Raw genomic sequence first — 26,053 nt, 5'->3', positions numbered from 1 at the left:
ATATACTCCGTCGGCCTGGTGGCGACGTTTCCGCTGTCACGAAGGTGTAACAAGTCGCAACTAAGATGCGGGCATTCTTAACCACCCAGGATTGCCCTTCATGTCCGAGAATCACGATTCGTCCCGCCGCCGCATCCTCAAATTCCTGTCCGGCGCGCCCCTGCTGCCGCTGGCCGGCGTCAGTTCCGCCGCCACGCTGCTGACGGCCTGCGGCGGCAGCGACGATGCGCCGCTGGTGACGACGCCCGTGGCACCGGTCGCGCCGGCCCCGACGGTGACGTCGGTCACGTTCGGCGCGATGCCGGCCCCGACGCTGGCGGAGGCTGCCAAGATGGCGACGACTTCCGTCGGTTCAACCCTGTCGGCCACGTACAGCGACGGCACCAAGCAGAGCTTCGCGCTGAAGTACGAGGCGTTCTTCATCACGGGCGCCATGGTGCCGAACGGCAGCGGCGGCACGATCCTGGCCGGCGGTTACTACGACATCAACAACAAGCCGATCCTCGACAAGACCGATGCCGGCCAGCGCCAGTTCTTCTCCGACTGCCCGGACGGCAGCTCGCTGCTGAAGCTGGCCAATGCCAAGGTGGACGGCGTCAAGGGCAACGCCGTGTTCGCCGTCGTGCAGTTCGAATACACGAGCAAGAACGTCAAGGGCGACTCCATGTACGGCATGCTGCCGTCGCCGATCGCGATCCTGACGCTGGACCAGGACAAGACGACAGGTGCGCTGTCGCTGGTCAAGTATCACAACGTCGATACGAGCCCGGCCAACGGCCTGTGGATCACGTGCGGCGCCAGCCGCTCGCCGTGGAATACGCACCTGTCCAGCGAGGAGTACGAGCCGGACGCCACCGTCATCGACAGCGACAAGCAATTCCAGGGCTTCTCGACCAACCTGTACGGCGACGCCACCAAGGCCAACCCGTACCACTACGGCCACCTGCCGGAAGTGACCGTCAACCCGGACGGCACCGGCAGCATCAAGAAGCACTACTGCCTGGGCCGCATCTCGCACGAACTGGTGCAGGTGATGCCGGACGAGCGCACCGTGCTGATGGGTGACGACTGGACCAATGGCGGCCTGTTCATGTTCGTCGCGGACAAGGCGCAGGACCTGTCCGCCGGCGCGCTGTACGTCGCCAAGTGGAACCAGAAGACGGCCGAGAACGGCGGTTCGGCCGACCTGGCGTGGGTCCTGCTGGGCAAGGCCACCAGTGCCGAGGTCAAGGCGCTGGCCGACAAGCTGAAGGCGGCCGACATCATGACCGTCAAGACCACCGACCCGGGCGACGCGTCGTACACGAAAATCCCGTACAGCGGCAAGTCGAACTGGGTCAAGCTGAATCCGGGCATGGAAAAAGCCGCCGCGTTCCTGGAGACGCACCGCTACGCCGCCCTGAAGGGTGGCAGCCTGGGCTTCACGAAGATGGAAGGCACGACCGTCAACGCCAAGGACAAGATCGCCTACTCGGCCATCGCGTCGATCGGCTCGGCCATGAAGGACGGCTCGGGCGGCATCTCGATCAAGGGGCCGAGCGCCGGCGCCGTCTACGCGCTGAACATGAAGGGGGGCCAGAAGGACGTGGCCGGCGCCGCCATCGACAGCGAATGGGTGCCCGTCGACATGGCCGCCGTGCCGGCCCTGCTGTCGGAAGACCTGGCCACGCCGGACGCGCTGGGCAACAAGGCCAATGCCGACAAGGTCGCCAACCCGGACAACATCAAGTTCTCGGAAAAGCTGCGCACGCTGTTCATCGGCGAGGACTCCAGCACGCACGTCAACAACTTCCTGTGGGCCTACAACGTCGACACGAAGAACCTGGTGCGCGTGCTGTCCAATCCGGCCGGCGCAGAATCGACGGGCCTGCACGCCGTCGACGACATCAACGGCTTTGCCTACATCATGAGCAACTTCCAGCACGCAGGCGACTGGGACGTGTCGAAAGACGCCAGCGGCGCCCTCAAGGGCCTGCACGCCAAGGTGGCGGCCACGCTGGACCCGCTGGTCAAGGCCAATTACCGCGACGGCTACGGTGCCGCCGTGGGCTACCTGACGGGCCTGCCAGTGCTGGGCTGACGATTGGAAGTAATTACAGTGTCCTGATGCGTCGGTTTCACGACCGCCGCTGATCCTTTGCCGCAAGCAGCGCAAGCTGCCTGCGGCTTTTTTTTGGTTCTTCACGGATTTCCGGGAAGGTGCGCCGAAAAACAGGAAAGCGGTAGAGAAGAGTTAGACTTGTTGTGCGACCAACAGTACTGAACTCAACTTACCGCTTTCATGCAAGATAATAATCTCGGCCTTCCATTCTGGGAAGGTTTTCTCGCGTCTGACCTCGAGCGCAAGAATGGTGCAACGTGGATCACGTTGGTTCCTGACCCAAGGGCCCCACTAGTGTGCTCGGGCTGCGATTCAAACTGCTGGCAGATTCATGAAACAGGCTGGCGTGTAGTGCGTGATATGCCAATGCTGGGCGACCCGGTCTGGTTGCGGGTGCGTCTGCGGCGTGTTCGCTGTAGTGAATGTGGGACTCGAGCTGAGCGCGTGAAGTGGCTAGACCGTCATGCACGGGTGACACAACGGCTGGCCGAGTTCGTGGGCCTATGGTGCCAAAAACTGCCAGTGGCCCATGTTTGCAAGCTCTCTGGCTTGCACTGGGACACAGTACGACGCATCGAGCGTACCAACTTGGCAGCGCAGATTGCGGCCTTGCCAGATGCCCAGCCTACCCGCTTGGTCATGGATGAATTCGCTCTGTATAAAGGGCACCGCTATGCCACGGTAGTGCTCGACGCTGACACTCGGCGTGTTTTATGGGTTGGCGAGGGACGCAGCCGCGAAGCGTTGCGTCCTTTCTTTGAGTGGTTAGGACCGGAACGCTGCCGCGCAATCGAAGCTGTTGCGATGGACATGAACACGGCGTTCGATCTCGAAGTAAAGGAACACTGTCCGCAGGCTCACGTCGTCTACGACCTATTCCACGTGGTTGCGAAATATGGCCGAGAGGTGATTGATCGAGTCCGTGTAGATGAGGCAAATCGGCTCAAGCATGATCTGCCAATGCGTAAAGTCGTCAAGCGCGCTCGCTGGCTCCTGTTAAGAAACAGAGCCAACATCCCGGCCGAAAAGCTGGCAAGCCTTGACGAGCTACTGGCAGCAAATCAGACACTGAGCACCGTCTACATCATGAAGGCTGCGTTGAAGGAACTATGGTCGGCGCAGGGCGCTTGGCAGTGGCGAACTGCTTGGCAAACATGGCTGCGCATGGCAAACGAAAGCGGCGTCGAGCCGCTGCAAAAATTCGCCAGGAAGCTTAAACCCTACTGGCGCGGCATCGTGGCGCGGGTACGCTGGCCGATGCATACCGGCCAGCTAGAAGGAATCAACAACAGAATCAAGGTCATGAAGCGCATGGCCTACGGCTACCGCGACAGCGAATTTTTCTTCCTAAAGATCAAAGCTGCCTTCCCCGGAAATCCGTGAAGAACCTTTTTTTTGGGTGACAGTCACCCATTTTTACATCGTGAAAAACGGTGACAGTCACCGTTTTTTTATGTGCGTGCGCGCACGGCCCGTCGGGTGGCTTCGGCGCGAGACTGCCGTATCGTCATTTTGCGGAGCGCAGCATGCCGGAAGGTCCCTCTCTCGTCATCCTGAAGGAACTGGCCAAGCCGTACGAGGGCCGCACGATCGCCGCGGCGCATGGCAACAGCGCCGCCGTGCCGTATGACGAGTTGCCGGGGCAGCCGATCCTGTCGGTACGCACGTGGGGCAAGCATTTCCTGATCGAGCTGCCGCTGTTCAGCTTGCGGGTGCACTGCCTGATGTTCGGCAGCTACCGCATCGACGAGCGCAAGGAAGACAGTCCGCCCAGGCTGTCGCTGGCGTTCGAGGAAGGCGGCGAGCTCAATTTCTATACCTGCTCCATCAGACGATCGACGGCGACCTGAGCCAGGCCTACGACTGGCAGGCCGACGTCATGGCCGACGAATGGAAGCCGGCGCTGGCTCTGAAAAAGCTGCGGTCGATGCCGGACACCCTCGTTTGCGATGCACTGCTCGACCAGACGGTGTTTTCCGGCGTCGGCAATATTATTAAAAACGAAGTGTTGTTCCGGCTGAAAATCCACCCGCTGTCGACAGTGGGCGCCCTCCCTGCGACGAAATTACGCGAGCTGGTCAAACAGGCGCGCCAATACAGCTTCGAATTTCTCGAGTGGAAAAAGGCATTCGTGCTGAAACAGCATTGGCTGGCCCACACCAAGCGGATTTGCCCCCGCTGCAATATTGCCTTGCACAAGGCCCACTTGGGCAAGACCCGGCGCCGGACGTTCTGGTGCGAACGCTGCCAGAAACGTTATGACGGAGGTGTTGTAAAGCCGTAGCGAAACTTTTATTACCCGTTGTTAATAACGTTAGGCGCGGCTACAATTAAATTGCCGCGCCCGATGAACGCGTGGCGCACGTGCCCCGGCCCCCTCGCGTCCATTTGCGGAATTACGCCTTATGTCTTTTCTGTCCTCAGCCTCGCCCAAGCTGCCTCCGTGGAAAGTCTTGCTGGTCGATGACGAACCCGATATCCACGACATCACGAAGCTGACCTTGACCCGCTTCCGGCTCGACGGCCGCGGCCTGGTGTTCCTGCATGCCTACAGCGGCGCGGAAGCCAAGGAAGTGCTGGCGCGCGAGAAGGACATCGCCCTCGTCTTCCTGGATGTGGTCATGGAGCGCGAAGACAGCGGCCTGGAAGTGGCGCGCTGGATGCGCGAGGACCTGGACAACCAGTTCACCCGCATCGTGCTGCGCACGGGCCAGCCGGGCCAGGCACCGGAGGAACGGGTGATCGTCAACTACGACATCAACGACTACAAGGAAAAGACGGAGCTGGACCGCACCAAGCTGTTCACGACGACGTTTGCCGCGCTGCGCGCCTACCGCGACATCATGAAGGTCGAGGAAGCGCGCCAGCAGCAGATGCACTACCGGGAAGGGCTGGAGCGCGTCATCGCCGCCTCCGCGCACATTTTCCAGCAACGCAACCTGAAGGATTTCGCCAACGGCCTGCTGCAGCAGGTAGTCGCACTGCTGCGCCTGGAAACGAGCATGCTGCTGCGCCTGCGCGCGGCCACCGCCATCACGGGCGAGAGCGCCTACGAGGTGCTGGCGCAGATCGGCGAGGACGAGGAATCGCTGCTGACGCCGGCCCTGCTGGCCCAGCTGGACGACGCCAAGAGCAACCGCATCTCGCGCATCGAAGGCGATACGTATGTCGGCTACTTCCCCAACGATAACAGCGGCAAGGCCTCCCTCCTGGTGCTGAAAGGCGTCGAGGAAATCTCCGAGGTCGATGCCAAGCTGCTGGAGATCTTCTGCGGCGGCGTCGCGATCGCCTTCGACAACATCCTGTTGAACCAGGAAATCACCGACACCCAGGCCGAACTGATCCTGCGCCTGGGCGACGTCGTCGAATCGCGCTCCAACGAGGCGGGCAACCACGTGCGCCGCATGGCCGAGGTGTGCCACATCCTGGCCAAGGCGGCCGGCCTGCCGGACGACGAAACGGCCGTCCTGAAGCACGCCGCGCCGATGCACGACATCGGCAAGATCGCCACCCCCGATTCCGTGCTGCTCAAACCCGGCAAGCTCGATGCGGCCGAGTGGGAAATCATGAAGCAGCACCCTGCCGTCGGCCTGTCGATCCTGGACGGCTCGCAGCGCCCGATCCTGAAGGCGGCCGCCGTGATCGCCCACCAGCATCACGAGAAATTCGATGGCAGCGGCTACCCGCAGGGCCTGAAGGGCCACGATATCCACCTGTACGCGCGCATCGTCGCCGTCGCCGACGTGTTCGACGCGCTGATGCACAAGCGCTGCTACAAGGACGCGTGGCCGGTCGAGAAAGTCACGGAGCACCTGCGCGAAGTGGCCGGCCACCACCTCGACCCGCAATTCGTCGAGCTGCTGATCCAGAACATGGACGAGGCCCTGGCGATCAACGAGCGTTTCCCGGACTGACGAAGGACACGTCGCTCTCCGCCGGCGTGGGCGCGAGCGACCCATGCCGGAACGGCGTCGTGTCCGCGCCTTCGGGCGACGGCGCCACGACCAGTGGCGGCGCGTACAGCGGCAGCACGCCATACACCTTGCCCTGGCCGTCGATCCATAACGGCCAGCGGCCGTACGCCGCGCCGGCCAGCACGGCCACGCCGGCAACGACCAGCGCGCCCGACTTCACCCCCATCGTCAGCTTGTGCCCGCGCGCCCACGCCAGCAGGCGGGCGCCACCGGCACGTTGCAGCCAGCGGCGGCCAAGCCACTGCGCCGCCAGCCAGCCCGGCACCGTGACCAGCAGCGTGGCCAGCGCCATCGGCCAGTGGAATGCGCCGCCGGCGGCGGTATCGAGCAGGTAGCGCGGGGCTGCCGCTGTCACGGTGCGGTAGACGCCGTGGTCCGGCAGGCACACGATGGGAATCGCCAGCGCCAGGGCCAGCGCAGCCAGCGCCAGCCCCGCTTCAACACGCGTCCAGCGCATCGCGATGGCAACCGTCGTGCGCAGCGCTTGCAGCGCCCCCTGGACGTATCCGGCCGACACGGCCCGCCCGGACTGTGTCGCGATGGCAGCGGCGCTGATGCCGGCTGTGTCGCCGTCGACGATGGCCTGGTTCGGCTGTGCCGCCATGAAGGACGCGACGACGCGGCCGGCAGCGCAGGGAAACAGCGGCGACCAACGTGCCGCGCTGCGCGGCAGTGCAGCCAGGGCATCGGATCCGGCCTGCAGCAGGAGCGGCACCGCCCCGCCGCTGTCGGCCACCACCGGGGGCTCGCCGCACACGACCCAGGTCGTCGGCCGGCCGCGCACTGCCACGGCCAGCTCGCAGAACGGCACCGTGCCGTCGTACACCGCGACCGCCCCGTGCTGGGCGCGGTCCGCCGTCACGTCGCGCAGCGTCAAGCTGCCATGCGCCGCCAGGTTGGCATGGCCCACCTTCTCCAGCGCGGGCTTGACGCAAGCGGGAGTCCCGGCGGGTAGCGCGACCCGGAAGGCGGGCACGCTGTCGGTGCGCAATGTCGTAATGCGGGTCACGCTGCCATGGCCGGCGCAAGCGGCGCAGCCGATGACGCTCCTGCCGTCGCACGTCCCGCAAGTGCAGTTGCCCGTGCCCGAGCAGTTCGAGCACTGCACCTGGCCGGACGAGCAGTCGCAGCTCACCCGGCGCGTTTCGCTGCGGCTGCCGCCATTGTCGTCCGTCACGTCGTCCGTTTCCGTCACCGAGCCGCTGCCATGGCACGCGCCGCACTGCACCCTGCCGTCGCCGCGGCAGTCGCTGCACCGCACGGTGCGCGTACCGCGGCAATCGTCGCACGTGACTTCGCCCCGGCCGCGACAAGCGCCGCACGTGGTCGAGAGGAACAGCCGGCGCGGGTGCATGCGCACGCAGGTACGCGTGCTGCGTGCGCCATAGCCTTCGTCACGCACGGCAGCGATCAGGGCATCGGCGGTCTGCGCGCGGGTGCGCTCGGCCAGGCTTTGCGCCTGGATCTCGGCACGATAGCGCTTCTCCTGGCTGGCATGGAAGTCCCCGGCCCCCGGCGCCTGGCGGCCGGGCACGTCCTCGGTCTCGGCACTGACTTCGAGCCGGTGCGTGACGGTGACGACCAGTTGCTGGCGGTGCGCGCGCGTGGCGCCGATCGTTACGTCGGGCGCGGCGGAACCGCTCGCACGCCGCGCGTGGTCGAGCACCGCGCCGCGGCACGCATCGAGATAGCGGGCCAGGTTGTCCTCGACTCCCACGTCATTGGCACCCACGTCATTTGCTCCAGGCAAAGGCGCTATTGTAGTTGCAACAACATCTGCCGGCTACAGCCGGGGCCGTGTCCCACCGCGGTGACTGACCCCGTGGTGGGACACGGGCTCGGCTGTGAGCAGACTCGGCTTTAGATAGTCAGGCGGCGGCCTTGGCCTTGCGCTGGTCGCGCGGGAAGCGCAGCTGGTAGTGCAGGCCCATGCCGGGCGCGCTGTGGACCTTGATGGTGCCGCCCAAGGGACCCGTGACGAGGTTGTACAGGATGTGCGCGCCCAGGCCGCTGCCGCCGCTGCCGCGCTTGGTGGTGAAGAACGGGTCGAACAGCTGGCCCAGGGTGGCCTGGTCCATGCCGATGCCATCGTCGCTGTAGTCGAACAGCACGTGCGCGCCATCGAGCTTGCCCGTGATGCGGATGGTGCCGCCATGGTCCTCGTCGAAGCCGTGCACCAGCGAGTTGACGACCATGTTGGTGACGATCTGCGACACGGCGCCGGGGAAGCTGTCCAGCTGGATATCGGTCGGGCAGTTCACCTCCACCTTGACGGGCTTGCCCTTCAGCTTGGGCTGCAGCGACAGCAGCACCTCGTCCAGGTATTTCGCCAGGTTGAAGTTGCGGATATTGTCGGACGACTGGTCCACCGCCACCTGCTTGAAGCTGCGCACCAGCGCCGCCGCCCGCTGCGTATTGGTCGTCATGATGCGCAGCGACTGGTCCACCGTGTCGAAGAAACCGTTCAAGCCGTCTTCGTCCAGCTGGCCCGCCGCCAGGTCTTCCTTGACCAGCTTGAGTTCCTGCACCAGGTGGCTGGTCGCCGTCACGCAGATGCCCAGCGGCGTGTTGATCTCGTGGGCGACGCCGGCCACGAGGCGGCCCAGCGACGCCAGCTTTTCCTGCCGCACCAGCTCCGACTGCGCCGCCTGCAACTGCTGCAACGCCGAGTTCAGCGCCGCGTTCTGTTCTTCCAGCGACGCCTTGGCGCGGCGGATGGCGCGGTCCGACTGCATGCGCGCCAGGGCGACGGCGACGTGGCTGGCCATGAAGGCCAGGATGTCGAGGTCGTACTGCGTGTAGATCACCGAGCCGTCATAGCTCTGCACGATGATGACGCCATATGCCTGGTCGCCCAGCAGCATCGGCGCGCCCATCCAGCTGGCGATGTCGTCGCTGCCCAGCGGCTCGTCGATCTTGCCCGCGGCCACCAGCTCGCCGTAGCGCGTCGCATCGAGCAGTTCCGGGCGCTTGTGCTTGAGGACATACGAGCTGGCGCCCAGGCCGTAGCGGAAGCGCTTGACGGGCGCCTCCGCGTCCTTCTCGTCGACGAAGTACGGGATGCTGATCTCGTGGGTATCGGGGTGGTACAGCGCGATCAGGAAATTGCGGACCGGGATCAGGCTGCTGATGATTTCATGCAGGCGCGCCGGCAGCGCGCCCGAGTCGGAGGCCGACGCGGACAGGCTGGCGATCTCGTACAGCGCCCGCTGCAGGTCCTCGGCGCGGCGCCGCTCGGCCACCTCGTGCTCGAGCCGCAGCGTGCGTTCGCGCACGGCCCGCTCCAGCCGGTCCATGCTTTGCAGGCCCTGCAGCGCCGACGACACATGGTTGGCGATCAGCGCGAACAGCGCCTGGTCTTCCTCGCTGAACGTGTGCCGCGCATCGTAGGTCTGGATGACGATGGCGCCCAGCGCCTGCTGGCTGTGATCCAGCAGCGGGCAGCCCATCCAGTGCTCGGACACGGTCCCCTGCCCGATCAGTTCGCCATGGCTCTGGCGCGAGATGTGTTCGGCGGCCGTCATCACGAGCGGCTGCCGGTTCAGGATCACCCAGGCCGTTGGCGACTGCTCGGGGGAGGCCAGCTGTACCACCTCGTGCGGGTCCGGCGCCGCATCCACTTCGTCCACGTAATAGACGAACCGGACGGCATGCGGGTCGCCATCGCGCTCGTTCAGCGCCACGTAGAAGTTCGCCGCGTACATGATGCGGCCCAGCGCACCGTGGACAGCGCGCAGGAACTGGACGATATCGGTACAGCTGGTGGACAACTGGCCGATTTCCAGCAGCATGGATTGGACGGCTTCGAGACGGCGCAGGCGGACTTCCATCATATTCCCTGAAATTAATGCATCCGGGCAATATAACAGGGCCGTCCGGCGGAAGCCAGCCGCGGCTTCCTAAAAGCAACAATCAACGCAACAGTCAGCGGGGCTTGCGGTAGCCGCTTTCGATCCACTCGGTGGCGCTGGTCACGTTCAGCTTGAAATCCGGGCGCACGCGCACCGATGCCAGTTCGTCGCCATACTGGTCGACGGCAGCCAGGATGGCGTAGGCGTCGTCCTCGTCCGGCACGATGTCCAGCTTGACGGTGACGGGACCGTCCTCCGTGGTCACGCGCAGGTTCTTGTGCAGCTTGGCATGCAGCTGCTGCTCGTGGCGGCGCAGCACTTCGTTGGCCGTCTTGACCAGCGTGTGGAAGGCCGAGACGTCGAGCGGCTTCGGATTCTTCTTGTCGCGGCCCATCGTCCAGGGTCCGACCAGCGCCGGTTCCGGCTCGCCGTCCTTGATCATCGCGACGGCCCAGCCATCGTCGTCCTCGTTCTTGATGACGCGGGCGGTCCAGCCCTGGCCCTGCCACACGCGCGCCTCCTGGATCAGGGCGCCTTCTTCTTCATGCTGTTCCGGTTGCTGCTCGTTTGAATCGTCCATGCCGAGGTTTCCTTGGAAAGGCCAGCATGATAACAGTTGGGCGGTTTTTCCGCGCCCGGCCGCGCGCCCCGCCGTTGATGCCGCTCACGCGCGCGCATCGCACTTCGCCCCGCCGAATCTGCCGTCCGTCGCAATCGGCTGGCCCGGCCGTGTGCCCGTGGGTACAGTCCAACCATCGCACAACGCCCTTCGGAGCCCATCATGAAAAAGCTGCTTGCCGTCACCCTGGTCGTCCTGCTGTCGATCGCTGCGCTGAATGCCGTCGATGCGCACGACTGGTATTTCCATTTCGACGATGACGAAGTGGGCGGCCCGTTCGGCGCGCTGTTCGGGATCCTGGCCGCGGGCGGCGGCATCCTGCTGGCCACCGTGATCGTCAGCACCGTCGCCATCTTCCTGTGCTTCCTGTTCGCCAGCCTGGGCGTCGTCGTCATCGTCGCACTGGTGCTGGCATGCGTGGTGCTGGCCGCGCTGGTCGCCCCGCTGCTGCTGCCGGTGCTGATCCCGCTGGGCATCCTGTGGTACATCGCCCGGCGCAACCGCAGCAAGCGCGAACAGGCACTGAAGGGCGCCGCCGTATGACGGCTCAGGCGTGGCGCGCGGCATACTCCCTGTAGCCGCGCGCCCGCAGCGCGCACGCCGGGCACTCGCCGCAGCCGTAGCCCCAGTCGTGCAGCGCGCCGCGCTCGCCCTTGTAGCAGGTGTGGGTGTCGGCGCGGATCAGGTCCACCAGCGCCTGGCCACCCAGGCGCTCGGCCAGTTCCCAGGTTTCCGCCTTGTCCAGCCACATCAGCGGCGTTTCCAGCTTCACGCGCGTGTCCATGCCCAGGTTCAGCGCGACCTGCAGCGCCTTCATGGTGTCGTCGCGGCAGTCCGGGTAGCCGGAAAAATCCGTTTCGCACATGCCGCCCACCAGCACGTTCAGGCCACGGCGGTAGGCCAGGGTGGCGGCCACCATCATGAACGTCAGGTTGCGACCGGGGACGAACGTGTTGGGCAGGCCGTTGGCCTGCATCGTGATCTCGATATCCTCCGTCATCGCCGTGTGCGACAGCTGCTTGATCAGGCCCAGGTCGATCATGTGGTCCTCGCCCAGCTTCGCCGCCCAGTCCGGCCGCTGCGCGCGCAGCTTGCCCAGCAGCTCGGGACGCATCGTCAGCTCGATCGCGTGCCGCTGGCCGTAGTCGAAACCGATGGTTTCCACCCGCGTGTAGCGGTCCAGGGCCCAGGCCAGGCACGTCGTCGAATCCTGCCCGCCACTGAACAGGACGAGGGCCGCATCGGTTTTCATATTGCAATCTTTCTATTGAATCAGACCAGCTTCCGGAAGGATGTTATCGGAACGCCATCGCGGCGCTTTATCCAGTACCATCCACATATATTCACTCAACCGTTGCGGCCGAGTGCAACTCCACCGGAAGAAAAACGAATTTTGGCATATGTCGCGACAAAAGTAATGCAGCGGGTGGCGCTTGCCTGTGCCGCACTGGCCGTGCCCATGGCGGTGCTGGCGGCCGACGGCCTGCAATACGACGTACGCATCAACGCGCCCGGCGATCTGGACGATCTGCTGGAGGAAAACCTCGACCTGCTGCGCTATCGGGGCAATCCCCGCACGGACCGCGAGCAGTTGCGCCGCCTGGTGCGCACCACGCCCGCGCAGGCGAAGACGCTGCTGGCGACCGAGGGTTATTACAGCCCCGAAGTCACCGTGCGGCTGGACGACAGCGGCGGCACCCCGAACGTCATCGTCGACGTCACGCCGGGCGATCCCGTGCTGGTGGGCGCCGTCGAGATCGTGCTGAACGGCTTCGAATCGACGGGCGAGGCCCCGTTCGACAAGGAAGCGCTGCGCGCCAGCTGGCCGCTGGCCGAGGGCGAAGTATTCAAGCAGGACGACTGGGAGCGGGCCAAGCGGGCGATCCTGCGCGCTGTCGTGCAGACCCGCTACCCGCGTGCCCAGCTGACCGAGAGCGTCGCCACCGTCGATCCCGAAACGCGCCGGGCGCTGCTGCGCGTGGCGCTGGACAGCGGCCCGGAGATGCGCTTCGGCGAACTGAAGATCGAAGGCCTGAAACGCTATCCCGAATCCATCGTGCGCAACCTGAACGTCATCGAGCCGGGCGAGGTGTACAACGAGGCCGCGCTGCAGGCCTTCCAGGCCAAGCTGCAGGACACCGGCTATTTCTCCGGCGTGGAGGTCAGCGCCGACCTGAACGCCCTGCTGAGCCAGCAGCGCGACGCAGCCGAGGACAAGCAGGCGGGCACGCCGCAACCGGCCACGATCCCGCCGCTGCCGCTCTTGGTGCGCGTGGTCGAGAACAAGCGCAAGCACGTCAGCGTCGGCGTCGGCGTCTCCACCAACACGGGCGCGCGCACGTCGGTGTCGTACGACGATCTCGCCATCTGGGGCCTGCGCATGAAAAGCGCCGTCACCCTGGAGCAGAAGAAGCAGAACGCCCATGCCGACTTCTTCTTCCCCACCACGGCCGACGGCTACAACGACAGCTTCGGCGCCGCCCTGGACCGCGAGGACATCGAGGGCGAAACCCTGCGCACCGCCTCCGTCTACGGCAAGCGCGCCTGGGGCACGCCGCAGCTGGAGCGCAGCATCTCGGCCGAGTACCTGAACGAGTCGCGCGCCGTGGCAGGCGCCGAGCCCACGCACGCGGCCAGCCTGCCGTTCACCTATGCCGTCACGTGGCGCAAGCTGGACAACCTGATCTTTCCCACCAAAGGCTACGTGCTGAACGCCACCGCCGGCGGCGCCGTGCTGCCGGTCCTGACGGACGAAAAATTCATCCGCGTCACCGCGCGCGGCATCACCTACCGGCCGCTCAACGCAAAAAACCTGTTCATCTTCCGCGGTGAACTGGGCGCGTTGCGCTCGGCCAGCAAGCGCGGCGTGCCGGCCACCTACCTGTTCCGCGCCGGCGGCGATAATTCCGTGCGCGGCTACGGCTACCAGGAGCTCGGCGTGCGCGAAGGCGAAGCCACGGTGGGCGGGCGCTACCTGCTGACCGCCAGCGCCGAGTACCAGTACTGGTTCAAGCCCACCTGGGGCGCCGCCGCGTTCTACGACACGGGCAACGCGGCCGACTCGCTGTCGGAGATCCATCCGAAATCGGGCTATGGCCTGGGGGCGCGCTACAAGAGCCCCGTGGGCCCGATCAACGTCGACGTGGCGTACGGCCACGCCACGCGCAAGGCCCGCCTGCACTTCTCTCTGGGATTCACTTTCTGATGGCCGGCACCGACAACCAAGATACCGACACCGGCGCCCCCGACACCGCGCCGGCCGCGCCGAAACCGCGCCGCTGGCTGCGCCGCACGCTGATCGGCGCGGGCGTCACCGTCGTCGTGCTGGGCGGCGCCGTCTGGCTGCTGGGGCGCGAGACCACGCTGCAGCAGATCGCCCAACGCGTGGCGCAAGCCTCCGGCGGCTCCATCGCGCTGACCGGCGTGACCGGCTCGCTGTACGACCACATGCACATCGGCCGCCTCGTCTACAAGGGCAAGGGCAGCACGATCACGGCCGACAATATCGACATCGACTGGTCGCCATTGCAGTTCTTCTCCAGCGGCATCGAGATCAGCAAGCTGCGCGTGGCCAATGTGCTGATGCAGAGCACGGGCCCCTCGGAGCCACTGGTCATGCCCGCCACCCTGGCGCCGCCGTTTCGCATCACGGTGGCGGACGCGGGGCTGGCGAAACTCGTGATGGTCGATGAAAAAGGGACGCGCAACGAAGTCGATGCGATCCACGCGGCCCTGTATGGCGACAAGACCCGCTGGCAACTGAAGAACGCCAGCGCGCTGACGCAGATCGGCAAGGTCGCGGCCGACGCCAGCATCGGTGCGCAAAAGCCGTTCGCATTGGAAGGCAAGGCCAGCTTGAGCGAGGTGCACTACGCGCCCGGCCAGGCGCCGGCCCAGCTGGTCGCCGCCGTCACGGGCAACCTGGGGCTGATGACGGTGGCCGTCAAGGGCACGTCGGCCAATGCCAACGGCGATGGCGTCGCCACCATCGCCCCGTTCGACACGATCCCGCTGCGCACGGCGGACGTGCGCGCCTATGGCGTCGATCCGTCGCGCTTCCAGTCGGCCTGGCCCAAGGCCACGCTGAACATGGAGCTGAAGGCGAAGATCGGCAACGGCCAGGACGTCTCCGGCAGCCTGGCGCTGACCAACACGGCGGAACCGGGCCCGATCGACCAGGGCCGCCTGCCGCTGCGCGCGGTCACGGCACGCCTGGGCGGCACGCTGACGGTGGCGACGCTGGACACGCTGCTGATCGACCTGGGCGCGGCCGGCAAGTTTGCCGGCGGCGGCAACGTGCATCGCAGCGGCCCGGAAGGCGGCATCGAGACGGCCGAATTCAAGCTGCACACCGACCGCATCGACCTGCATGCGCTGCACGGCAGCGCCAAGCCCACCGCGATCGCGGGCGACATCACGGCCCGCAGCACGGGCGAGAAGCAGGCCTTCAATATCAACCTGGTCGAGCAGAACCTGCGCCTGACGGCCCAGGCCACGCTGGACGGTACCGATGTCGACATCACGCAGGCGCGCCTGCAGGCGCAGCGTGGCAGCGTCAACCTGACCGGGCGCGCCAGCCTGAAGGACGACAAGCCATTCAAGATCGCGGCCACCGTCGACCATTTCGACCCGTCCGCGCTGGGCGCCTTCCCGCAGGCCGACCTGAATGCGTCACTGAACGCGGCCGGCAAGCTGGTGCCCGCCTGGAGCCTCGGTGCCGACTTCACGATCCGCCCCAGCCGCCTGTTCGGCCAGCCGCTGTCCGGCGGCGGCAAGCTGCGCGCCAATGCGCAGCACCTGACGGACATCGCGGCCAACGTCGCCCTGGGCCAGAACACGGCGCAACTGAACGGCGCCTTCGGCCTGCCGGGCGAACAGCTGAACTGGAAGGTCGATGCGCAGCAGCTGTCCGCCGTGCGGGCCGACCTGGCCGGCGCCGTGGCCGCCATTGGGGTCGCCACCGGCGGCTATGCCGCGCCGCGCACGTCGTTCGAGGCGCAGGCGCGCGGCCTGGCGCTGACGGGCGCCAAGGTGCGGGCGCCGGAAAGCCTGATCCGCGCCACCGGCCAGTTCGCGCTGGCCGGCAAGGACAAGCAGCCCGAAGTCACCATGACGGGCAGCGCCAGCAAGGTCAATCCGGCCGCCTTTGCCGCCGATGCCCCCACCGGCAGCATCAATGCGGAGTTCAACGGCACGGCGCGCCTTGCGGCCGACTGGCGCGCCAACGTGGACGCCAAGTTGCTGCCCGCCTCCACCTTGCAGGGCGCGCCGCTGGCCGGCCACGCGAAGGTCAACGGCAGCCACGTCCACGTCGACAATGCCGACGTGGACCTGCGCCTCGGCCCCAACAGCCTGCAGGCGAAAGGCGCGTTCGGCGCGCCCCGCGACCGGCTGGACTGGAAGCTCGACGCACCGCAGCTGTCCAGCCTCGGTCCGGGCTTCGGCGGTGTGCTGCGCGGCTCCGGCACGGCCGGCGGCACGATGGACAAGCCGCAGCTGTCGTTCGGCCTGGAAGGCAACACGCTGCGCTTGCTGACGCAGCACCAGGTCCGCACCCTGAAAGCCACGGGCACGCTGGGCAACGTGGAAGCGCTGGTGGCCGACATCGATGTCGCGGGTTATACGTCGCCGGCGCTGACCCTGGACCGCGCCCGCTTCCAGAGCAGCGGCACGCGCGCCAACCACACGTTCGTGCTGACGGCCGCCAATCCGGACTTCGACGCGGCAATGCGCATCCGTGGCGGCTTTGCCGTCGATACCTGGACGGGCGCCATCGAGAGCTTGCAGAATCGCGGCCGCTTCGCGTTGAACCTGCAGGCACCCGCGCCGCTGCGCATCGCGGCACCGAAGGGCCGGGGCGTGATGGGCCTGGCCGCGCCGGAGCAGATCGCGCTGGCGAATGCCATCATCCGCCTGCCGGACGGCAGCATCCGCGTGGAGAACCTGGAAAAGCACGGCACGCGCTGGAAGAGCCGCGGCGCCGCCGCGGGGGTGCCGGCATCGTACCTGGCGCAGCTGTCGAGCGCATGGCGCAACAACGTCAAGTCCGACCTGACGCTCGGCGCCAACTGGGCCGTCGAACTGGCCGCGCCCGTCGCTACCGGTGCCGCGCCCGCACTGGACGGCTCGGTGCAGGTGTTCCGCGAGAAAGGCGACATCGTCGTCACCGGCGGCGACAAGCCGTTCGCGCTGGGCCTGACGCAGTTGCAGGCCGGTGTCGACGTGGCCGGCAATACGCTGCGCGTGCAGGCCGCGCTGGACGGCGCCCGCGCCGGCCAGGTCAAGCTGGCGGCGGCGGCGCAACTGCGCAACGGCCGCATCCCCAGCGACAGCCCGCTGAACGCGACCGGCAGCGTAAACATCCCGTCAATCGCGTGGCTGGCGCCGCTGGCCGGCATGGAAGGGCTGGAACTGGACGGCGCGCTGAAGGGCGCCCTGTCCGGCAACGGCACCGTGGGCGCACCGGCGCTGAACGGCGACGTGACGGGCACGAACCTGGTCGTCAACTGGGCCGAACAGGGCGTGCGCCTGCGCAACGGCCAGTTGCAGGCGCAGATTGCCGGCGACCGGCTCGCCGTGCAGCGCCTGCACTTCGAGGGCCGCACGGGCCGCGCCGACGCCGAGGGCTGGGCGCGCCTGGCCAACGGCGAGGCGACGATGCAGCTGAAACTCACGGCCGACAAGCTCGAGGCACTGTCGCGCCCCGACCGCACCCTCGTGCTGACGGGCGAGAGCTCGCTGGTGCGCGACGCCAAGCGCTTCCAGCTGACTGGCAAGTTCCGCGCCGACCGCGGCGACATCGAACTGCCGTCGGAGAACGCGCCGACGATCAGCGACGACGTCGTCATCCTCGGCCGCAGCAAGCCCACCATCAAGGAAACGGCCGAGGCGATGCCGCTCAACGTGGACCTGGAAGCGGACCTGGGCGACGACTTCCGCCTGCGCGGCAAAGGCCTGGACGCCTACCTGGCCGGCGCCGTGCACGTGCGCATGGCCGACCGCCGTCCGCCCCGCATCAACGGCAGCATCCGAGTGGTCAGCGGCACGTATGCGGCCTACGGCCAGAAGCTGGCGATCGACCGCGGCGTCATCAACTTCACGGGCGCGTACGACAATCCGGGCTTGAACATCCTGGCCGTGCGCAAGCGCCCGGAAGGCACGGAGACCTCGGAGACCAATGTGGAAGCCGGTGTCGAGGTGCGCGGCACGGCACTGGCGCCGCAGGCACGGCTGGTATCGACGCCGAGCGTGCCGGACAGCGAGAAGCTGTCCTGGCTCGTGCTGGGCCACGGCACGCAGGACATGGCGGGCAACGAAATGGGCCTGCTCAGCACCGCCGCCGGCGCGCTGTTCGGCGGCAAGGGCGGCGGCAGCCTGGCCAACAAGGTCGGGCTGGACGAGCTGGGCGTGGGCCAGGCCACGGGCAGCAGCGGCAACGCGAAGGGGCTGGAGAACACGGTGGTCACCGTGGGCAAGAAGCTGTCGTCGCGCGCCTACCTGAGCTTCGAGCAGGGCGCCGGCACGGCCACGTCGCTGGTCAAGCTGCGCTACAAGCTGAACCCGCGTATCACGCTGCAGTTCCAAACCGGGACGAACAACGCGCTGGATGTGCTTTACACGTGGGCGTTCGACTAGACCCTTGCGGTCGGATACGGCCCTGGCTTGGAGTCTGTCCCGTTCTTTGGGACCGACCCCGGTTTTTATCGTGCAAGTAGCGAAGTTCGGCGATGAAAACCAGGGCCCGCCCCCTGCGGGGCGATTAGGCGACCCGGCAGAGCGCAGCACCGGCCCGTGGTGTCAACCGCCCACTTCCGGCTTGTGATCCGGCACCGGATCGTCCTGCTCCAGCGGGCTGTTGGGATGGTGCGGGTGTACCGGTTGCGGGTCCGGCGTGGGCTCGTCCACGGGCACCGGCAGGTCCGGCGCCCGGTGTGCTTCGACCGTGCGGCCGATCGTCATGGGGTCCATGGTTCCTCCTGTCGTCAAGGACGACAAGTTATCACGCCCCCCGATTTGGCGCCGCAGCGTTACAATTTCAGACTTTACACTTTCGCCACCCGTCACCGCCTCCATGCAACTGACCACCTTCGCGCTGCTGCTGCTGATTCCGCTGCTGATCTGGCGCATCTATTCCCGCGTCAAGCGCCTATTCGTGCGGCAGGAATCGCTGCTGTGGAAGCACGTTCTGGGCGCGACCCTGTTCCCGCTGCTGCTGCTGGCGGCGGCCGTGTCGCTGCTGCCGGACGTGTTCGCGTTGTCGTGCCTTGCGGCCGGCGCGCTGGGCGGCGCCTGGCTGGGCGTGTTCGCACTGAAGAAGACGCGCCTGGAGAACCACGGCCGGCGCTTCTTCTTCAAGCCCTATGACCGCTTTGGCATCGTCGTGTGCCTGCTGTTCGCCGCGCGCGTGCTGCAAATCGGCGTGGAGATCTATATCGCCCGCCAGTCCGAAGTGCCGCAGCAGATCTCGCAGCAGATGGTGCTGCACGATCCGCTGACGCTGGTGCCGTACGGGCTGCTGATGGCCTACCTGGCCGCGTTCTCGATCGGCATGCTGCGCTGGCGCCGCGCGCAGCCCGTGCTGCCGGAGGTCGAATGATGTCGTTGCTGCCGCACGAGCCGCGCATCGTCGACGCGGCTCGCCAGCAGGTCCTGACCGAACGCTGCCTGCTGCCCGAGCTGCCTGCGCTGCGGGCGCTGTTCCTGCACCTGCGCGCCAGCGCCGATGCCACGCTGGCCCAGCGCCAGCCCGCCAAGCTGGGCAAGCCGTATCCGCTTGGCTGCTGCGCCGAGATTTCGCTGGCCCTGCAGGAAGCCTTGCGGGACCTCGATCCCGGCCGGTTGCCGCCGGGTGCCGTCGCCGGTCACGCGGCACTGGCGCGCTTCCAGGCAGCGGGCGGCACATCGCGCCGCGTGTGGGGTTACCAGCGCGGCCGCGGCATGCGCCACGCGCTGCTGGCCGGCACCCTGCTGATCGACGCCGCGCAGGACACCACGGATGCCACTCTGCCGCCGGTCGCGTTGACGCCGTTCGCCCAGGCGGGCCTGGCGCCCGTGCGCGACCACCGCCATTTCGCGCTGCTGGCGGCCACCCAGTGGAGCGCGCACGTGTTCCCGAACCACGTGCTGCCCGAGCTGGCGCCGTATGCGCCGCTGCTCATGCTGGTACCAGGCGGCAGCGTGCGGCTGGAGGCGGATGCGCCTTACATGCTGGCCCTGGCACGGCGCAGCGACTTCAGCTCCAGTGCGGCCGTGCTGGCAGCGCCGCCCATGACGACGGCCCTGTTCGGCGCGGTCGGGAATGTGCTGGCGCAGGCCGGCTTCGACGTGGCGGCCGACGCGGCCCAGGGCAAGGCGGCCGCGCTGGACCTGTGCCGCCAGTACCGCGATGCGGGCACGCGTGCGGCGGATGCCCGGCACGAGGCCACGTTGACGGCACTGGCACGCGCCAACCACGCGCTGCAGGTGCTGCAGGTCGCGGCCCGTCCCGCGGGCTGACAGGTAATCGCTACAGCAGGGCGCCCAGTGCGGCGGCCAGCGTCGGGTAGCGGAACGTAAAGCCTTCCCGTTGCAACCGCTGCGGCACGACACGCTGCCCTTCCAGCAGCAAATCGGCCTGTTCGCCCAGCAGCAGGCGCACGGGCCAGGCCGGCGTCGGCAACAGCGCCGGCCGGTGCAGCAGCCGCGCCGCCGTGCGCACGAAGGCCTGCTGTGTCGTGCATTCCGGTGCCGTCACGTTCCAGGCTCCCTGCACCGATGCGCTCGTACTGCGCCGGACCAGCCACGCCAGCACTTGCAGCAGGTCGTCGACGTGGACCCAAGACAGGCTCTGCCTGCCACGACCCATTGTCCCGCCCACGCCCACGCGCACCGGCAGCAGCATGGCCGGCAGCGCACCGCCATGCCCGAGTACGAGCCCGAAGCGGGTGCACGCGACCTGCACGCCGTACTGCGTGACGCGCCCGGCCGCCGCCTCCCATGCCTGGCACAGCTGCGACATGAACACGGCCTGCGGCGGGCCGGCTTCCGTCAGCACGGACTCGTCGTCCTGTGCCTGTACGCCGTAATAGCCGATGGCGGAGGCCGACAACAGCAGGCGCGGCTTGCGCTCGGCCGTGGCGATCCACCCTACGACTTGCTCCGTCAGCCCGATGCGGCTGGCGCGCAGCACGGCCTGGCGCGCCGGTGTCCAGCGCGGCCCGAGAATGCGCGCGCCCGCCAGGTTGACGACGACATCCACCCGCTCGCCTGCCGGCAGTGCCGCCATGCTGCCGACGCAGCGCACGGCGCCGCCCAGCAGGCGTTGCGCCCGGGCCGTGTCGCGCGTCAGGGCGACGACATGCTGGCCGTCCGCCAGCAATGCCGCGACCAGCAGGCGGCCGACAAAGCCGGTGGCGCCCGTGACGAGCACCACCTGGCCAGGCGCGCCAAAGCGTGGCGCGCTGTCAGCGTTCATCGGGGCGCTCCTTCAGCCATGGGCTGCCGGGGCGGCAGACGTTGTCGTCGCATTGCACTGCCGGCGTGCGCGGCGCCAGGCCGAGCACACGCGAGATGCGGTAGCGGTGCCGTGCGAACTGTCCGTACGCCCACTCCAGGGGCGGCCGCAACGGACGAATGCGCAGCGGCAGCACGACCCAACCCAGGCCGACCAGGGCGTAGGCGGCCTGCATGCTGTCCAGGCCCCGCAGGACGCGACCGTCGCGCGTGACCGAATGCAGTTGCGCCTGCAGCGCCGCCATGTCCGTGCCGGCCGGGAAGGCATCGAAGCCGGGTGCCGCGATATCGACGAAAGCCAGCGCGCCGCGCCGGTCGCGCCCGCGCAGGGCGGACACTTCGGCGCGGCAGAAGGCGCAGGCGCCGTCGAAATAGATCGTCAGTGCGGGAATGTCCATGCTCGTGTCCTCGTCATTACAGTAGTTTGGCGACCTTGCCGCCCATCGACAGCAGGCGTTTCAGCGTGGCCGGGGGCAGGTGCTTGTAGTCGTCGTAGCTGTCGGTCAGCATCTCGAGGAAATCCAGTACCTGCGCCATGCGCTGGCGCGTGGCGTCTTCCATGCCGTGGTCCTGTTCCGCCTCGATCGCGCATTGGCGCAGCACCGTCAAGGTGGGATCGATCTCGCGCCGCTTGCGCTCCTCGACGATGGTGCGAAAGATCTCCCACACGTCCTGCAGCGCGACGAAGTGGTCGCGCCGGTCGCCCAGCACGTGCGTCACCTTGACGAGGCCCCAGCTCTGCAGCTCCTTCAAGCTGTTGCTGACGTTCGAGCGCGCGACGCCCAGCGTCTCGACGATGTGCTCCGCGTGCAGCGGCGCGTTGGCCAGGAACAGCAGCGCGTGGATCTGCGCCACGGTGCGGTTGACGCCCCAGCGGGTGCCCATTTCACCCCAGTGCAGGATGTATTTCTGTTCGGTCGGGCTCAGCGGCATGGATTTCCTTAATTTCTGTTTATACAGAAATTATAGACGGGTACTGGCGCAAGTCAAACTATTACAACTGGCTAGCCTTTCAAACCGCTACTTAGGCAGCTTAGTATCTTCAATAGCGCGGGAATGTGGCCTATTTATGCTACTATGGCTCCCAAATGGGAATACTGACCTGTTATCTGCAACTCTATCTCGACGGTCTCTGGCAGGACGCGGCGGCGCTCGACCTGACGGGCGATCCCGACAAAGGCATCGCGGCGGCAACCTTCCACGCTTATTTGCCGCAACACGTCGTCGCCTACTGGGCCAGGCGCGATGCCGCTGCGCTGTCCGCCAACTTTCCGGTCGATCTGGTGCCGCATGCCAACCCCAGCTGGCCGGCATTCCTGATCGACCTGTTGCCCCAGGGCTACGGCCGGGCCGAACTGTTGAAACAACTGGACCGCAACGAGGCGACCGGCCCTGCAGCGGACTGGGAATTGCTTTGCACCGGCGCCGGTAACCCCATCGGCAACCTGCGGGTCAAGCAAGCCCATGAGTGGGTAATCGCCCGCACGGGCAGCACGACGCGCGGTTTCACGATGGACGAAGTGGCCCATCGCGCTGGCGACTTCAACGAATACCTCGCGCAGCATGGGCTGTTCCTCGCGGGCTCCTCCGGTGTGCAGGGCGAGTGGCCGAAAATCCTGCTGACCCAGGCGTCGGACGGCCTGCTCTACCTCGACCACACGCTGCCGGACGAGCTGGCGCAGCGGCACTACATCGTCAAGTTCGGCCGCGGCACCGACCCGGGCCTGGCAAACATCCTGCGCCTGGAAGCGCCGTACATGCAACTGGCGCAAGGGTTGGGGCTCGACGTGCATGGCGAACTGGTGCTGCGCGAACGCGCCCTGTTCATCCCGCGCTTCGATCGCGCATGCATCGACGGGCGCGTCGTCCGCCACGGCCAGGAAAGCATCGCGTCGCTGTGCGGCATTGCGGGCTTCGGCGCAGCGCCGTCGCACAACGAGGCGTGCCGCCGCCTGGCCGAAGTCGTTGCCGACCCGGTGCATGACGTGATCGAATACGTCAAGCGCGACATCGCCAATGTCGCGCTGGGCAACCGGGACAACCATGCCCGCAACACGGCGATTCGCCGCAGCCCCGACGGCACGATCGGCCTGACGCCGCTGTTCGATTTCGCGCCGATGTGGTTGCACCCCGATGGCATCGCGCGACGCATGCGCTGGCTGCGCGACGATGGCGGCGCTCCCGACTGGGCCAGCGCGATCGACCAGGCCAGCGAGGCGGCCCACCTCGACAACCGCCTGGTCCGGGCGGGCGTGCGCACGATGGCGGCGCCTCTCGCGCGGCTGTTCGACGACGCCCGCGCGCTGGGCATCGAGGATGCCTTCCTGGCCCCGCTGGAACGCACCTGGCGCCACGTGTGCGAACAAGTGGCAGCGCTGTAATGGACAAGCGCTACAAGCCACTCACTCCGGCAGAGGCATTGGCCGCCCGCCGCGCGCTGGTGGAGGAACTGGCAGCACGGCCGGCAACGCCGATTCCGCAAGTGATCCGCAAGACCCGCACCGCGTTGCGGTTGACGATTGCCGAATATGCGAAGCTGTGCGGCGTCTCCGCCCGCGCACTGGCCGATATCGAGAGGGAAGCCACCAGCCCGACGCTGGCGACCGTCGAAAAGCTGCTGCGGCCGATGGGCCTGGGGCTTGGCGCCGTCGCACTCGGGGCAACGGGTGCCGCGCCACAGACGGCGCCACCTCCGCCGCCGCAACCCGCCAGCAGTGCGCAGGACCGCAGCCGGATCGACGTGGACGCCGCCTGGGAAATGGACTTCTGGTCCAGCGAACTCGGCGTCAGCGCAGCGGCGCTGCGTGCCGCGGTGCAGGCGGTGGGGCCGACGGTGGCGGCGGTGCGGCGATACCTGGCCGCAGTCCGCTGATGGCGCCGCCGATGCCCCAGCGCGACTATGGCGGGGCCAAGCCGGCGCCATGGCGCCGGATAACGACCTTGACCTTGCTGGCTGGTGTGCATGTGGGCGCATTCTTGTCGTGGCAGCCACAACGGCAGGAATCTTCGGCGACCGTGCCCCCGTCCTATTCGTCGCTTGTCTTCGTCAACGTCGCGGCGCCGCCGGTGGTGCCGCAGGAGCACAAAGCGGCTGCGCCAGCCGCGCCCACGGCGCGCCGCCAGCGCTCGCACGCAATAGCGGCGGTGCCGGCCGTGTCGGTCGTCGCCGCGGAAACTGCCGTTCCTGCAGCGCCGCCGGTCGAGAACGCGCCAGACCTCCCCGACCTGCTCGATCGCGCCAAGGCCAGCGCGCGCCGCCTCGCTTCCGACATGCCGGCCACCAAGCTATCGCCACCGCTGACGCTGGAGCAAAGCCTGGGCAATGCGATCGCCGCGGCCGCCCGGCCACGCACCACAACGATCGAGGAACTGCAGACGGCGGACGGCCGCCCACTCAGCAAAGTCAGCGGGCCGGCCGGCACCTATTGCGTGACGCGGGACGGCTTCGGCCCCAGCGCCGGGCGCGACCCGTTTCGCGACGGCCCACGCGACCGCGTCGTCAGATGCCCGCGTTGAACAAAAAAAAGCCGCGCAGGGAAGGCGTATGCATCAGCGAGCCGGTCACCTGTCCTTGAACCCAGGACCAGGAACTGGGGTCAGACCCTGAGCCTTCCCCACAAATTTCTGTTGTAAACGGAAGCGGAAGCTGTTAACTTTCAATCCCAAAAACGGCGCATGCATGGCTGTGTTAGCCCTTTTATTCGTAGCGACTAAACTGCGAATGAAAGGCACAGACCATGCATGCACAGCAAATCATACAGAAGTTTTTGGCCGATCAGTGCTCCGCGATGCACGCCAAACGGCGGAGATGTTTGGCCGATGCTGTCGAAGCGGCCCGCAGCGGCGGGCTGGCAATGATGGGAATGAGCAAGGCGCTAGAAAGTGAAGTAAGCCTACGCTATCGGATCAAGCGCATCGACCGCCTTCTAAGTAGCGCTCACTTGGCCAAGGAGCGGGTAAGCATCTTCAAGGCCTTGGCGCACCACCTCCTGCCGCATCAGGAGCGCATTGCAGTGATCGTCGATTGGTCTGATTTGCTGCCGGATGTAAGTCAGCATTTGCTGCGCGCCGCCGTGGTGGTGGAGGGCCGTGCGATCACGATTTATGAGGAGCTGCATCCGACCAAGTCGTATGGCAGCAGACAAGTCCATCATCGTTTCCTGGAGACTCTACGGACGGTACTGCCTCCACACCGCAGTCCAGTGATCATCACCGACGCGGGCTTTCGGGGGACTTGGTTCCAGATGCTCGGCGAGCTCGGCTACGATTGGATCGGTAGAATTCGTAATCTCGACACGGTTCGCGCAGAAGGCACCACGAAGTGGCAGCCTTGCAAAGAGCTTTACCCTCACGCCACTAAGGTCCCACGCGATTTGGGACGGTTCGAACATACCCAATCGCGCTTGGTGAAATGCCGTCTGACTTTGGTGAAGAAGTCGCCCCAAGGACGAAAGAAATTGACCGTCTTCGGCAATGACGCCGGCAGCCATCACAGCAACAAACAGCGTAAGGGACAATCCGAACCCTGGCTGTTGTCCGTCTCACCAGGGCTATCGAAGCTGCGTGCAAAACAGATCGTCGCCTTATACAGCTGTCGCATGCAAATCGAACAGACTTTCCGCGACCTCAAAAACCCGCGGTGGGGGATGGGGATTCGCCACAGTCAAACACGCCAACCCAAGCGTCTCGCCGCATTACTTCTTATCGGGACCTTGCTCAGCTTCGCCCTATGGATCATCGGCATCGTTGCGCAAAGTCGGGGCTATCGTATGCGCTACGGCAGCAAACCCAAATCCGCGAAAACTGTGTCTATCGTTTCCTTAGCTCGCCAATGGCTCGCCGACGTCAGGTATCGAAGGCTGACGCACAGCCAGCTCCGCGAAGCTATGCAGGAGCTGGCTAGTCTAGTACTCATCTATTAAAAATGAGGGGAAGGCTCAGGGTCAGACCCGCCGGGTCTGACCCCGGCTCTTTGCGGTGGGGTTGATTTATGCCAGCGGCCCGCCAGTGGCTAGCC

Annotated in this window: 22 protein-coding genes; 14 read left to right on the top strand and 8 right to left on the bottom strand. The window is 66.6% G+C overall.

Annotation, left to right across the window (positions count from 1 at the left end; all coding sequences use genetic code 11):
* The first annotated feature begins 100 nt into the window (after positions 1–100).
* From PX653_RS25180 to PX653_RS25165, 5 genes are all read left to right on the top strand, one after another.
* Positions 101–2,080: a PhoX family protein gene (locus PX653_RS25180; protein WP_277415382.1), complete on the top strand. Its 1,980-nt coding sequence runs from the start codon at positions 101–103 to the stop codon at positions 2,078–2,080.
* A 201-nt stretch (positions 2,081–2,281) separates the two neighbouring features.
* Positions 2,282–3,484 carry an ISL3 family transposase gene (locus PX653_RS25175; RefSeq protein WP_277415381.1) on the top strand — a complete coding sequence of 401 codons (1,203 nt, stop codon included), beginning with the start codon at positions 2,282–2,284 and terminating at the stop codon, positions 3,482–3,484.
* A gap of 143 nt (positions 3,485–3,627) precedes the next feature.
* Positions 3,628–3,951, top strand: coding sequence for a DNA-formamidopyrimidine glycosylase family protein (locus tag PX653_RS28265; protein ID WP_307730867.1), 324 nt, complete (start codon positions 3,628–3,630; stop codon positions 3,949–3,951).
* Between the two features lie 29 nt (positions 3,952–3,980).
* Positions 3,981–4,385: a hypothetical protein gene (locus tag PX653_RS28260; RefSeq protein ID WP_307730866.1), complete on the top strand. Its 405-nt coding sequence runs from the start codon at positions 3,981–3,983 to the stop codon at positions 4,383–4,385.
* 121 nt (positions 4,386–4,506) lie between these two features.
* Positions 4,507–6,015, top strand: coding sequence for a DUF3369 domain-containing protein (locus tag PX653_RS25165; protein ID WP_277415380.1), 1,509 nt, complete (start codon positions 4,507–4,509; stop codon positions 6,013–6,015).
* On the opposite strand, the gene PX653_RS25160 is transcribed toward PX653_RS25165, so the two are convergent.
* From PX653_RS25160 to PX653_RS25150, 3 genes are all read right to left on the bottom strand, one after another.
* The gene (locus PX653_RS25160; RefSeq protein WP_277415379.1) at positions 5,993–7,807 is read right to left on the bottom strand and encodes a hypothetical protein; all 1,815 of its coding nucleotides are present in this window, start codon (positions 7,805–7,807) and stop codon (positions 5,993–5,995) included. The genes PX653_RS25165 and PX653_RS25160 overlap by 23 nt on opposite strands.
* Before the next feature lie 136 nt (positions 7,808–7,943).
* Positions 7,944–9,905, bottom strand: coding sequence for a GAF domain-containing sensor histidine kinase (locus tag PX653_RS25155; RefSeq protein WP_277415378.1), 1,962 nt, complete (start codon positions 9,903–9,905; stop codon positions 7,944–7,946).
* 94 nt (positions 9,906–9,999) lie between these two features.
* On the bottom strand, positions 10,000–10,506 hold the full coding sequence (locus PX653_RS25150) for a hypothetical protein (RefSeq protein ID WP_277415377.1): 507 nt from the start codon (positions 10,504–10,506) through the stop codon (positions 10,000–10,002).
* Positions 10,507–10,707: 201 nt separating this feature from the next.
* Between PX653_RS25150 and PX653_RS25145 the strand changes: the two genes are divergently transcribed.
* A complete protein-coding gene (locus PX653_RS25145; protein WP_277415376.1) occupies positions 10,708–11,088 on the top strand; it encodes a hypothetical protein in 381 nt (126 codons plus the stop codon).
* Positions 11,089–11,092: 4 nt separating this feature from the next.
* Here the strand turns inward: PX653_RS25145 and queC are convergent, their stop codons facing one another.
* On the bottom strand, positions 11,093–11,797 hold the full coding sequence (gene queC, locus PX653_RS25140) for a 7-cyano-7-deazaguanine synthase QueC (protein ID WP_277415375.1): 705 nt from the start codon (positions 11,795–11,797) through the stop codon (positions 11,093–11,095).
* Between the two features lie 165 nt (positions 11,798–11,962).
* Here queC and PX653_RS25135 point away from each other — a divergent pair, with 165 nt between their 5' ends.
* Positions 11,963–13,750, top strand: coding sequence for an autotransporter assembly complex protein TamA (locus PX653_RS25135; protein WP_277415374.1), 1,788 nt, complete (start codon positions 11,963–11,965; stop codon positions 13,748–13,750).
* Complete coding sequence (locus PX653_RS25130; protein ID WP_277415373.1) at positions 13,750–18,180, top strand: translocation/assembly module TamB domain-containing protein; 4,431 nt, start codon at positions 13,750–13,752, stop codon at positions 18,178–18,180. The genes PX653_RS25135 and PX653_RS25130 overlap by 1 nt, the downstream gene beginning before the upstream one ends.
* Before the next feature lie 162 nt (positions 18,181–18,342).
* Here the strand turns inward: PX653_RS25130 and PX653_RS25125 are convergent, their stop codons facing one another.
* On the bottom strand, positions 18,343–18,513 hold the full coding sequence (locus tag PX653_RS25125) for a hypothetical protein (protein WP_277415372.1): 171 nt from the start codon (positions 18,511–18,513) through the stop codon (positions 18,343–18,345).
* Between the two features lie 103 nt (positions 18,514–18,616).
* On the opposite strand from PX653_RS25125, the gene PX653_RS25120 reads away from it, so the two are divergent.
* Both PX653_RS25120 and PX653_RS25115 read left to right on the top strand, forming a co-directional pair.
* Positions 18,617–19,141, top strand: a complete 525-nt coding sequence (locus tag PX653_RS25120) for a CcdC protein domain-containing protein (protein ID WP_277415371.1) — start codon at positions 18,617–18,619, stop codon at positions 19,139–19,141.
* The gene (locus PX653_RS25115) at positions 19,138–20,040 is read left to right on the top strand and encodes a hypothetical protein (RefSeq protein ID WP_277415370.1); all 903 of its coding nucleotides are present in this window, start codon (positions 19,138–19,140) and stop codon (positions 20,038–20,040) included. The genes PX653_RS25120 and PX653_RS25115 overlap by 4 nt, the downstream gene beginning before the upstream one ends.
* Before the next feature lie 10 nt (positions 20,041–20,050).
* On the opposite strand, the gene PX653_RS25110 is transcribed toward PX653_RS25115, so the two are convergent.
* Genes PX653_RS25110 through PX653_RS25100 form a run of 3 tightly spaced genes read right to left on the bottom strand, consistent with a single transcriptional unit; the run spans position 20,051 to position 21,969 of the window.
* Positions 20,051–20,998 (bottom strand): TIGR01777 family oxidoreductase, encoded by a 948-nt coding sequence (locus PX653_RS25110; protein ID WP_277415369.1) that lies wholly within the window; start codon positions 20,996–20,998, stop codon positions 20,051–20,053.
* Complete coding sequence (locus tag PX653_RS25105) at positions 20,988–21,434, bottom strand: thiol-disulfide oxidoreductase DCC family protein (protein ID WP_277415368.1); 447 nt, start codon at positions 21,432–21,434, stop codon at positions 20,988–20,990. Before PX653_RS25105 ends, PX653_RS25110 begins: the two co-directional genes overlap by 11 nt.
* A gap of 16 nt (positions 21,435–21,450) precedes the next feature.
* On the bottom strand, positions 21,451–21,969 hold the full coding sequence (locus tag PX653_RS25100) for a GbsR/MarR family transcriptional regulator (protein ID WP_277415367.1): 519 nt from the start codon (positions 21,967–21,969) through the stop codon (positions 21,451–21,453).
* Between the two features lie 155 nt (positions 21,970–22,124).
* Here PX653_RS25100 and PX653_RS25095 point away from each other — a divergent pair, with 155 nt between their 5' ends.
* The 4 genes from PX653_RS25095 to PX653_RS25075 all read left to right on the top strand — a co-directional run bounded on the left by PX653_RS25095 (position 22,125) and on the right by PX653_RS25075 (position 25,958).
* On the top strand, positions 22,125–23,417 hold the full coding sequence (locus PX653_RS25095; RefSeq protein WP_277415366.1) for a type II toxin-antitoxin system HipA family toxin: 1,293 nt from the start codon (positions 22,125–22,127) through the stop codon (positions 23,415–23,417).
* On the top strand, positions 23,417–23,908 hold the full coding sequence (locus tag PX653_RS28255) for a DUF3606 domain-containing protein (RefSeq protein WP_307730860.1): 492 nt from the start codon (positions 23,417–23,419) through the stop codon (positions 23,906–23,908). The genes PX653_RS25095 and PX653_RS28255 overlap by 1 nt, the downstream gene beginning before the upstream one ends.
* 143 nt (positions 23,909–24,051) lie before the next feature.
* Positions 24,052–24,552, top strand: coding sequence for a hypothetical protein (locus tag PX653_RS25080; RefSeq protein ID WP_277415365.1), 501 nt, complete (start codon positions 24,052–24,054; stop codon positions 24,550–24,552).
* A 221-nt stretch (positions 24,553–24,773) separates the two neighbouring features.
* The gene (locus PX653_RS25075) at positions 24,774–25,958 is read left to right on the top strand and encodes an IS4 family transposase (protein WP_277415364.1); all 1,185 of its coding nucleotides are present in this window, start codon (positions 24,774–24,776) and stop codon (positions 25,956–25,958) included.
* Positions 25,959–26,053 lie beyond the last annotated feature (95 nt).

Source organism: Pseudoduganella chitinolytica, from assembly GCF_029028125.1.
Classification (GTDB): domain Bacteria; phylum Pseudomonadota; class Gammaproteobacteria; order Burkholderiales; family Burkholderiaceae_D; genus Rugamonas; species Rugamonas chitinolytica.
The sequence above is the reverse complement of the archived record's forward strand: the minus strand, read 5'-3'. Positions and strand labels throughout refer to the sequence as shown.

Coding starts and splice junctions, on each gene's coding strand:
- PX653_RS28265 (WP_307730867.1), top strand. CDS start 3,628: ATGCCGGAAGGTCCCTCTCTCGTCATCCTGAAGGAACTGGCCAAGCCG.
- PX653_RS25165 (WP_277415380.1), top strand. CDS start 4,507: ATGTCTTTTCTGTCCTCAGCCTCGCCCAAGCTGCCTCCGTGGAAAGTC.
- PX653_RS25095 (WP_277415366.1), top strand. CDS start 22,125: ATGGGAATACTGACCTGTTATCTGCAACTCTATCTCGACGGTCTCTGG.
- PX653_RS25155 (WP_277415378.1), bottom strand. CDS start 9,905: ATGGAAGTCCGCCTGCGCCGTCTCGAAGCCGTCCAATCCATGCTGCTG.
- PX653_RS25120 (WP_277415371.1), top strand. CDS start 18,617: ATGCAACTGACCACCTTCGCGCTGCTGCTGCTGATTCCGCTGCTGATC.
- PX653_RS25175 (WP_277415381.1), top strand. CDS start 2,282: ATGCAAGATAATAATCTCGGCCTTCCATTCTGGGAAGGTTTTCTCGCG.
- PX653_RS25115 (WP_277415370.1), top strand. CDS start 19,138: ATGATGTCGTTGCTGCCGCACGAGCCGCGCATCGTCGACGCGGCTCGC.
- PX653_RS25135 (WP_277415374.1), top strand. CDS start 11,963: ATGCAGCGGGTGGCGCTTGCCTGTGCCGCACTGGCCGTGCCCATGGCG.
- PX653_RS25075 (WP_277415364.1), top strand. CDS start 24,774: ATGCATGCACAGCAAATCATACAGAAGTTTTTGGCCGATCAGTGCTCC.
- PX653_RS28255 (WP_307730860.1), top strand. CDS start 23,417: ATGGACAAGCGCTACAAGCCACTCACTCCGGCAGAGGCATTGGCCGCC.
- PX653_RS25180 (WP_277415382.1), top strand. CDS start 101: ATGTCCGAGAATCACGATTCGTCCCGCCGCCGCATCCTCAAATTCCTG.
- queC (WP_277415375.1), bottom strand. CDS start 11,797: ATGAAAACCGATGCGGCCCTCGTCCTGTTCAGTGGCGGGCAGGATTCG.
- PX653_RS25110 (WP_277415369.1), bottom strand. CDS start 20,998: ATGAACGCTGACAGCGCGCCACGCTTTGGCGCGCCTGGCCAGGTGGTG.
- PX653_RS25130 (WP_277415373.1), top strand. CDS start 13,750: ATGGCCGGCACCGACAACCAAGATACCGACACCGGCGCCCCCGACACC.
- PX653_RS25105 (WP_277415368.1), bottom strand. CDS start 21,434: ATGGACATTCCCGCACTGACGATCTATTTCGACGGCGCCTGCGCCTTC.
- PX653_RS25125 (WP_277415372.1), bottom strand. CDS start 18,513: ATGGACCCCATGACGATCGGCCGCACGGTCGAAGCACACCGGGCGCCG.
- PX653_RS25100 (WP_277415367.1), bottom strand. CDS start 21,969: ATGCCGCTGAGCCCGACCGAACAGAAATACATCCTGCACTGGGGTGAA.
- PX653_RS25145 (WP_277415376.1), top strand. CDS start 10,708: ATGAAAAAGCTGCTTGCCGTCACCCTGGTCGTCCTGCTGTCGATCGCT.
- PX653_RS25150 (WP_277415377.1), bottom strand. CDS start 10,506: ATGGACGATTCAAACGAGCAGCAACCGGAACAGCATGAAGAAGAAGGC.
- PX653_RS28260 (WP_307730866.1), top strand. CDS start 3,981: ATGGCCGACGAATGGAAGCCGGCGCTGGCTCTGAAAAAGCTGCGGTCG.